Origin of the sequence: Salinicola salarius (genome assembly GCF_002179555.1) — a bacterium.
Lineage (GTDB): Bacteria > Pseudomonadota > Gammaproteobacteria > Pseudomonadales > Halomonadaceae > Salinicola > Salinicola salarius_A.
This window is the reverse complement of record NZ_NHOU01000059.1, coordinates 1-8,467: the sequence shown is the minus strand read 5'-3', so window position 1 is coordinate 8,467 and position 8,467 is coordinate 1. Positions and strand designations below refer to the sequence as shown.

Here is an 8,467-nt window from a genome sequence, read left to right as displayed (position 1 = left end):
AGACGGCTGGAAGATGCGCTGCACTGGTCCCGTTGGCGAAGGCTTCACCAACGTGTCGCCCAGTACTATCACTGGGTAAGGCGCCAGCGGACAAGGGGAAGCATCATCACCTTGTCTCTCGATGATTATTTGCAACTGTAGTACTACGGCGAGGTGGCGCCGACCGGCGACGATACCCTCGCGCTGGTGCTGCGCGAGCCGCTGGGTGTCGTCGCCGCCATCGTGCCGTGGAATTTCCCGCTGATGATGACGGCCTGGAAGATCGGCCCGGCGCTCGCCGCCGGCAACAGCGTCATCCTCAAGCCCTCCGAGAAGTCGCCGCTCTCCGCGCTCTATCTGGCCTCGCTGGTGCGCGAGGCGGGCCTGCCGCGCGGGGTTTTCCAGGTGCTGCCGGGCTTCGGCCATACTGTCGGCAAGGCCCTGGCGTTGTCCATGGAGGTCAACTGCCTCGCCTTCACCGGCTCGACCGGCGTCGGCAAACAGCTGCTGCAGTACGCCGGGCAATCCAACCTGAAGCGGGTGTACCTCGAGTGCGGCGGCAAGAGCCCCAACATCGTCTTCGCCGACTGCAAGGATCTGGACCGGGTGGCCCGCCACGCCGCCGAGGCGATCTTCTACAACCAGGGCGAGGTCTGCATCGCCGGGTCACGCCTGCTGGTGGAAAACAGCGTGCGCGAGTCTTTCATCGACAGGCTGCTCGCCGCCGCCGAATCGATGCAGCCGGGCGATCCGCTGGATCCCGACAGCTTCATGGGCGCCATCGTCGACCGCACCCAGTACGAGCGGGTGCTGGACTACATCCGCCAGGGCGTGGAGGAAGGGGCGCGGCTGCGCATGGGCGGCAAGGCGCTCGACGGGCCGGGGCTGTTCATCGGCCCAACCGTGTTCGACGGCGTCACCGACGACATGGTCATCGGCCGGTAGGAGATCTTCGGCCCCGTGCTGTCAGTGTTCGGCTTCGATACCGAGGAGGAGGCGATCGCGCTGGCCAACGACAGCGACTACGGGCTGGCGGCCGGCTTCTGGAGCCAGGACATCGATCGCATCATGCGGGTCACTCGGCGTCTGCAATCAGGCCAGGTCTTCGTCAACAACTGGGCCGGCGGCGACCAGACCGTTCCGTTCGGCGGCGTCAAGCAGTCCGGCAACGGGCGCGACAAGTCGCACCACTCGCTGGAAGAGTACTCCGAACTCAAGAGCGTCTGGATGTCGCTGTCGCCGTGAAACCGGCGTCATGAACCCGTCGTCATGAATCCGGCGTCATGAACCCGTCGTCATGAAACGATACCGCTCGTGGCAGGCCGCCACGAGCGATCAGAACGTCTTGGCGGGGGTGGCGCAGCTGACGAGCCGGCAGGCCGACTTGCCGGGGTTGCGGAAGCGGTGCGGGATGTTGGTGTTGAAGTAGTACGCCTCGCCCGGCGACAGTGTCCGCGTCTGGGCGCCGATCGTGATCTCGATCTCCCCCTCGAGCACGACCCCGGCTTCCTCGCCCTGATGGGCGATCATCTCGCGCCCGGTATCGCTGCCGGCCGGATAGGTCTCGATCATGAACGACAGCGCCCGCGACTCCCGGTTGGCCCCCACCAGCTTGTAGATCACGTCGCCAGTGCCGACGTCGGTCAGCTCGTCGGCGCCGAAGAAGACCTGGTTCCGGTTCTCCAGATCCATGGTGAAGAAATCCCCCACGCTCATCGGAATGGCGTCGAGGATCTTCTTCAGCGAGCTGACGGAGGGGCTGACCTTGCCCTGCTCGATCAGCGACAGGCTGGAGTGGGTCACGCCACAACGCTTGGCCAGCTCTCGCTGGGAGATGCCGCGAAAGGTTCTCAGGGCTCGCAGGCGGGCGCCGACATCATCAGACATCCATTCTCTTCCTCAAGCGATGGTCACCGTACGTCGGGGATACCGGACGGAAGCGACTCGCGGTTGAACCAGCTTTCCAGAATCAACTGCGCGGCGATGCCATCCACGCCGCGATCGCGATAGTTGCCCTTGTGGCCCTGACCCTGGGCGATCAGCTTGGCGGCGCGGGTGGTGCCGCGCTCGTCGAACATCTCAACCGGCTTGCCGAAGCGCCCGTGCAGGCGGTTGCCGAACTTGCGCGCACGCACGCTCATGTCGGATTCGCTGCCGTCGTCGTGGATCGGCAGCCCCACCACCAGCAGATCCGGCTGCCACTCCTTCAACAGTTTCTCGACCTTGATCCAGTCCGGAATCCCGTCGCGGGCGGTCAGCGGTTCCAGCCCGCTGGCGGAGCACAGCATCTCGTTGCCGACCGCCACGCCGATACGCCGCGTACCGTAGTCGAACGCCATGACGAGACGCCGGCCCAGCTTGTCATCCATCGCCACTGCCATCAGGCGTGCCCGGCGTCGCGGGTCATCAGGTTGAGATCGACCCCGAGGATGCCGGCGGCCGCGCTCAGACGCTGCTCCGGCGGGCGGTCGAACAGGATCGCGGCGTCACCCTCGGCGATCAGCCAGGTGTTCTGCTTGAGCTCGTCCTCGAGCTGGCCGGATTTCCAGCCCGCGCAGCCCAGTGTCACCAGGTACTGCTCCGGGCCGCGACGCTGGGCGATCGCCTGCAGCATGTCCATGGACGTGGTCAGCGCCAGACCATCGGCGACCTGAATGCTGGAATCCCAGTCGCTGGCGTTGCCGCGATGCAGGATGAAACCGCGATCGCGGTAGGTCGGCCCGCCGTTGTAGACCAGCACGTCGTTGTGCGGGCCGGGCTCGGATTCGATATCGAGCTGCTCGAACAGCCCGTCCAGCGACAGCTCCGAGGGGCGGTTGACGATGACGCCCAAGGTGCCGTCATCGTCATGATCGCAGAGATAGGTCAGCGTCCCCGCGAAGTTGGGATCTTCCAGGTGCGGCATCGCCATCAGGAAATAGTGCTTGAGGCTCTGCATCGGCGTGGGCATGGATGTTGGCCTGATCGTTGACATAGGGCTCCGTCGGGCATCGCGCAGCGGCCCGGCAATCAGGCCGCGAGCCGCCAGTAGAGGAAATGGGTCCAGTGTACCACCTGTGCCAGGCTTGACCGGATCAGCCCCGGCTTTCCAGGCGTCTGACGATCGCCGCCATCAGCTGCGCGGCGATATCGGTGCCGCGCTGATCGTCGATCTCGCGCACGCAGGTCGGGCTGGTCACGTTGATCTCGGTGATGTAATCGCCGATTACGTCGAGCCCCACGAACAGCAGCCCTTTCTCGCGGATCATCGGCTGCACCTGCTCGACCAGCCAGTAGTCGCGATCGGTCAGCTCGCGGGAGACGCCACGACCGCCGGCGGCCAGGTTGCCACGGGTTTCGCCGGCACTGGGAATGCGCGCCAGCCCGTAGGGCACCGGCTCGCCGTCGACCAGCAGGATGCGCGTATCGCCATCCTTGATCTCCGGCAGGTAGCGCTGGGCCATGATCTGGCGCTGGCCGCGTTCGGTGAGCTGCTCGATCACCGCGCCGAGATTGCGGCCGTCGGGGCCAATGTGGAAGATGCCGGTGCCGCCCATGCCATCCAGCGGCTTGAAGATGGTGTCGCCATGCTCGGCCTGGAAGGCGCGCAGCACCGCATCACGGCAGGAGACCACCGTCGGCGGAATGCAGTGGGCGAACTGCTGGGCGAACAGCTTCTCGTTGCACTCGAACAGCGCCCGGGTCGGGTTGACCACCAGCGTGCCCTCCCGCTCGGCAAACGCCAGCAGATGGACGGCATTGAGGAAGTGGCTGTCCACCGGCGGATCCTTGCGCATCAGGATCACGTCGAGCTCGCCGAGCGGCATCGCCTCGCGCTCGCCCAGGTCATACCAGTGCTGCGGATCGCGATGCACCTTCAGCGGGCGCACGCTGCCCATGGCGCGACCCTCGTAGAGATAGAGATCTTCCTGCTCGAGATAGTAGAGCGACCAGCCCATCGCTTCCGCCGCCCACAAAAGCGTCAGGGTGGTGTCCTTCTTGTAGGTAATATCGGCGATGGGGTCCATCACCACGCCGAGCTTGATAGCGTTCTGGCTCATCGATTGGGTCTTCCAGAAGAGGTATTGAATGGGCCGCAGTATGACGCAGCTCTCGCCGCGTCACCAAAAGAGATCGCGTTCGACTCTCCCGCCCCGGCCTCAAATGCCTCACTCGGCGCCACTCAGCTCGTTCCACAGAAAGCGCCACGCCAGCGCGCTCAGTTTCGCCCGCTGGGCGTTGTCCGCCGCGCCGCCGTGGCCGCCTTCGGTGTTTTCGTAGTAGTAGACGTCACCTGCATCCATCGCCGCCATCTTCGCCATCATCTTGCGGGCGTGGCCGGGGTGGACGCGGTCGTCCCGGGTCGAGGTGGTGAACAACACCGCGGGATAGCCCACGCCCTCGCGCAAGTTGTGGTAGGGGGAATAGTCCTGGAGGAAATCGTCCCAGTCGGCGCTGTCCGGGTCGCCGTACTCCGCCATCCACGAGGCGCCCGCCAGCAGCAGGTGGTAGCGCTGCATGTCGAGCAGCGGCACTTCGCAGACCGCCGCGGCGAAGTGATCCGGGTAGCGGGTGATCATGTTGCCCACCAGCAGGCCACCGTTGGAACCGCCCTGGATGCCGAGCTTGTCCGGCGTGGTGACGCCGGTGGCGACCATATCCTCGGCGACGGCGGCGAAATCCTCGAACGCCTTGTGCCGTTCGCCCTTGAGCGCAGCGCGGTGCCAGCGCGGCCCGTACTCGCCGCCGCCGCGAATGTTGGCCACCACGTAGGCCCCGCCGCGCGAAAGCCAGCTGCGCCCGGCGCCGGCGATGTAGTGCGGTGTCAACGAAATTTCGAAGCCACCGTAGCCGTAGAGCAGCGTCGGCAGCGGCGCGGCCGGCCTGTCATTGCCATTCGTTGGATCTCCCGCGCCGGCCGGCAGCACCAGAAAGTAGGGAATCGACGTGCCGTCCAGGCTGGTGGCGAAGCGCTGCGTCACCTGCATGCCGTCGGTGTCGAAGAAGCTCGGCGCGCGCTTGATCGTCTCCAGCCGCTCGTCCGACGACGCCGGATCGCGTTGCGCCAGATCCATCCGCGAGAGCGTGGTGGGCGTGAGATAGTCGGTGGTAATGACGAAGAGCTCATCGCTCTCCTCGTCGTCCACGGCCGCAACTCCGATTTCACCGGCGTCCGGCAAGCCGGGGATCGGCTGTGGCGACCAGTCGTCGCCCTGGCCCGGCGTCAGCACCTGAAGGCGATGCTTGACGTCCTCGAGGATATCCAGCACCAGGTAGTGCCGCGTCCATTCGAAACCTTCCAGCGAGCGGTGCGCATCCGGCACGAACAGCGTGGTGAAGTTCCGCTCGCCGCGCTTGAACGCCGGATAGTCGATCGCCAGCAGCGCGCCGCTGGGATACGCCACGGCGGCCTCGTTCTCGCCCAGGGTCCAGTCGTCGCGCAGATGGACCAGCAGCCAGTCGCGATGCACCACTGCCTGGGCCGAGAGCGGCACTTCGATGGGGAACGCCTGACCGTCGGGCAGGAGTTCGATCAGACGCTGCTCGTAGAACGCCAGCGCGTGATGGATGAAGTCGCGCTGGAAACCGCGGGTATGGTCGCGAAAGGCGACGGCCATCAGCTCCCGGGTGCCGGCCTCGAAGACGGTTTCCGCCTCGCGCAGCGGCTCACCCCGGCGCCAGCGCTTGACGCGCCGCGGGTAGCCGGAACTGGTCAGCGAATCGTTTTCCGAGCCCGAGTCGGCGCCGCCGAAGTCGGTATAGACGAACACCGTGTCGCGGTCGATCCAGCTCATGCCGCCCTTGGCTTCCGGGCGTTCGAAGCCGTTTTCATCATCGGTCCCGATCCAGCGCTTGCCGATCAGGTCGAACTCGCGGGTGACATCGGCATCCGCGCCGCCGCGGGAGAGTGAGATCAGGGCGCGCTCCCACGGCTCGCCGGGGTGCTTCGGCTCCAGGCAGCTCGCGCCGTGCCAGACCCAGTTTTCCTCCTCGGCGGCGTTCAGTGCGTCGACGTCGATCAGCACCTCCCACTCCGGCCGCGCCTGCCGATAGGAATCCCACGTGGTGCGGCGCCACAGCCCGCGCGGATGCTCGGCATCCTGCCAGAAGTTGTAGTAATGCTCGCCGCGTTTCACCACGAACGGGATGCGGTCGTCGGCGTCGAGAATCTCGCGCAGGCCGGTCTCCAGCACCGCGAATTCGGCATCCGCAAAGCGCGCCAGCGTCCGGCGGTTCTGGTCCTCGACCCAGGCCAGCGACTCGGCGCCATCCACCGCCTCCAGCCAGCGGTACGGGTCGTCGTTCGGGGTGCCGGCCGTCTCGGGATCGGCCGACTGATAGCGACTAGGCGGAAAGTGAAGCACGGGCATCTCCAGAAGCGGTCCAGAAAGCGATAAAGGCTGCCGTCGAGCCTAGCATGTGCCACGACTCAATGGCCGATGGCCGCGTCTATCGCGGCCATCGGCAGATAAAAAATTGGCGATACGTGACCAGCTGTCCGACGCTGAGGGTGATCCAGCTAGTGTTGGCCGTATCTGACCATCGTTCAAACCGTTCCCGCGGCCGGCCACCAACGTCGTATTGGTCGTGCCCCGGCTTCGTGCAACGGTGGAATCGCAATGACCACTTCCGGGAGAGTCTCATGGAGGACTGGACGCAAACCCTGACGGCAGGACCGCTGTTGGGTATCGCCGCGGCAGCGATCGCGCTGCTGCTGATCCTGATCATTCGCTTTCATCTGCACGCCTTTCCGACGCTGGTGCTGGTCAGCCTGCTGACCGCGTTCGCCACCGGCATCCCCGCCGGGGCCGTCGTCGATACCATGACCGACAGTTTCGCTGGCACGCTGGGCTCGGTGGCGCTGCTGGTCGGCTTCGGCGCGATGCTGGGCAAGCTGGTGGAGCACTCCGGCGGCGCCCAGGTGCTGGCCGAGCGGATGGTCTCGCTGTTCGGCGAGGCCCGCGCCCCCTTTGCGCTGGGCATCGCCTCGCTGATCATGGGCTTCCCGATCTTCTTCGATGCCGGCCTGATCGTGATGCTGCCGATCATCTTCGCTGTCGCCAAGCGCCTCGGCGGCCCGGTGCTGCTCTACGCACTACCGGCGGCAGCCGCGTTTTCGGTGATGCACGTTGATGCACGTGTTCGTGCCGCCGCACCCCGGCCCGGTCACCGCCACCGAGCTCTACGGCGCTAACCTCGGCCTGGTGCTGCTGGTGGGCATCATCATCGCCTTCCCGATGTGGTATCTCTCGGGTTACCTGTGGGGGCGATTCGCCGCCAACCGCTTCGATTTCCGGCTGGAAGTGAGCCTGTTCGGCGGCCAGGACAACGACGAGATCCACAACCCGCCCGGCGTGGGCACGGTCATCGCGCTGCTGTTGCTGCCGCTGGCGCTGATCTTTCTCAACACCGGGCTCGACTTCGCCCGCGCCGCCGGCATGGCCGACAGCGATGCCACCTGGTTCCAGTTCCTCTCCTCGCTGGGCGAGACGCCGATCGCGCTGCTGATTTCGGTGCTGGTAGCGATCTACGTGCTGGGCAGCCGTCGCGGCGAAGGCGGCAGCGCGCTGGAGAAGATCGTCGACTCCTCGCTGGGGCCGATCTGCTCGGTGATCCTGATCACCGGCGCCGGCGGCATGTTCGGCGGCGTGCTGCAGGCTTCCGGCATCGGCGATGCGCTGTCCGATTCGATGAGCGACCTGGGCCTGCCGGTCATCGCCGCCGCCTATCTCGTCGCCGTGGTGATGCGTCTGGCGCAGGGTTCCGCCACCGTGGCACTGGTCACCGCCGCCGGGCTGATGGCGCCGGCCGTGGCCAACGGCGACTTCTCCGCCATGCAGGTCGTCGCGATCACGCTGGCCACCGCCGCCGGCTCGGTCTTCGCCGGCCACGTCAACGACTCCGGCTTCTGGCTGGTGGGCCGCCTGCTGGGGATGGACGTCAAGACCACGCTGATGACCTGGACCGTGCAGCAGGCGCTGGAGTCCGTGGTCGGGTTCGTGCTGGCCTGCGCGGTCTATCTGATCTTCTAGGGCCTGTTGACGTTNCTTGAGGGATAGCATTGGCAGGATAGGGGCAAACTCGCAGAATACAGGTTCCGACACCAACAAACTGCGAGCTTGCCATGCCCCGACTGATGCTCACGGATGAACACTGGTCGAAGCTAAAACCTATCCTGCTTCAACAACGTATCTATGACAAGGCTGACCTGCGGATGACGGTAGAAGGCATACTTTACCGAATCCGTACCGGCTGCCAGTGGCGTGATTTACCCGACGACTTTGGGCACTGGAATACGGTCTATAAGCGCTTTAACGCTTGGTCGGCCGCAGGCAAATTGATGACTGTTTTTAATCGGTTAGTGGAAGATCCAGATACGGAATGGCTCTTCATTGATGGCTCCTATATCAAGGCGCATCAAGACTGCACAGGGGCTGCCACAGAGGAAGTAGAAGCCATTGGCAAAAGCCGTGCGGGCAACACAAGCAAGATACACCTAGCTGTTGAC

Annotated in this window: 8 protein-coding genes and 1 pseudogene; 4 read left to right on the top strand and 5 right to left on the bottom strand. The window is 65.3% G+C overall.

The window, feature by feature from the left end; all coding sequences use genetic code 11:
* Nucleotides 1-144 precede the first annotated feature (144 nt).
* Nucleotides 145-1,224: pseudogene (locus CCD76_RS18520) on the top strand (aldehyde dehydrogenase family protein); the annotation flags it as partial.
* Nucleotides 1,225-1,314: 90 nt separating this feature from the next.
* On the opposite strand, the gene CCD76_RS18515 reads toward CCD76_RS18520, so the two are convergent.
* From CCD76_RS18515 to CCD76_RS18495, 5 genes are all read right to left on the bottom strand, one after another.
* Nucleotides 1,315-1,866 carry a cupin domain-containing protein gene (locus tag CCD76_RS18515; protein ID WP_087720990.1) on the bottom strand — a complete coding sequence of 184 codons (552 nt, stop codon included), beginning with the start codon at nt 1,864-1,866 and terminating at the stop codon, nt 1,315-1,317.
* Nucleotides 1,867-1,889: 23 nt separating this feature from the next.
* Nucleotides 1,890-2,348, bottom strand: coding sequence for a Holliday junction resolvase RuvX (gene ruvX / locus CCD76_RS18510; protein ID WP_087720992.1), 459 nt, complete (start codon nt 2,346-2,348; stop codon nt 1,890-1,892).
* Between the two features lie 11 nt (nt 2,349-2,359).
* The gene (locus tag CCD76_RS18505) at nt 2,360-2,917 is read right to left on the bottom strand and encodes a YqgE/AlgH family protein (protein ID WP_087720991.1); all 558 of its coding nucleotides are present in this window, start codon (nt 2,915-2,917) and stop codon (nt 2,360-2,362) included.
* A 136-nt stretch (nt 2,918-3,053) separates the two neighbouring features.
* Nucleotides 3,054-4,019, bottom strand: a complete 966-nt coding sequence (gene gshB, locus CCD76_RS18500) for a glutathione synthase (RefSeq protein WP_087720989.1) — start codon at nt 4,017-4,019, stop codon at nt 3,054-3,056.
* 108 nt (nt 4,020-4,127) lie between these two features.
* Nucleotides 4,128-6,323 carry a prolyl oligopeptidase family serine peptidase gene (locus CCD76_RS18495; RefSeq protein WP_256961382.1) on the bottom strand — a complete coding sequence of 732 codons (2,196 nt, stop codon included), beginning with the start codon at nt 6,321-6,323 and terminating at the stop codon, nt 4,128-4,130.
* Nucleotides 6,324-6,601: 278 nt separating this feature from the next.
* On the opposite strand from CCD76_RS18495, the gene CCD76_RS20495 reads away from it, so the two are divergent.
* The 3 genes from CCD76_RS20495 to CCD76_RS18485 all read left to right on the top strand — a co-directional run.
* On the top strand, nt 6,602-7,153 hold the full coding sequence (locus tag CCD76_RS20495) for a GntP family permease (protein ID WP_256961381.1): 552 nt from the start codon (nt 6,602-6,604) through the stop codon (nt 7,151-7,153).
* The gene (locus CCD76_RS20490; protein WP_256961383.1) at nt 7,092-7,991 is read left to right on the top strand and encodes a GntP family permease; all 900 of its coding nucleotides are present in this window, start codon (nt 7,092-7,094) and stop codon (nt 7,989-7,991) included. Before CCD76_RS20495 ends, CCD76_RS20490 begins: the two co-directional genes overlap by 62 nt.
* A gap of 92 nt (nt 7,992-8,083) precedes the next feature.
* Nucleotides 8,084-8,467, top strand: a 384-nt coding sequence (locus CCD76_RS18485; protein WP_143543331.1) for an IS5 family transposase, incomplete at its 3' end; no start/stop codon positions are given.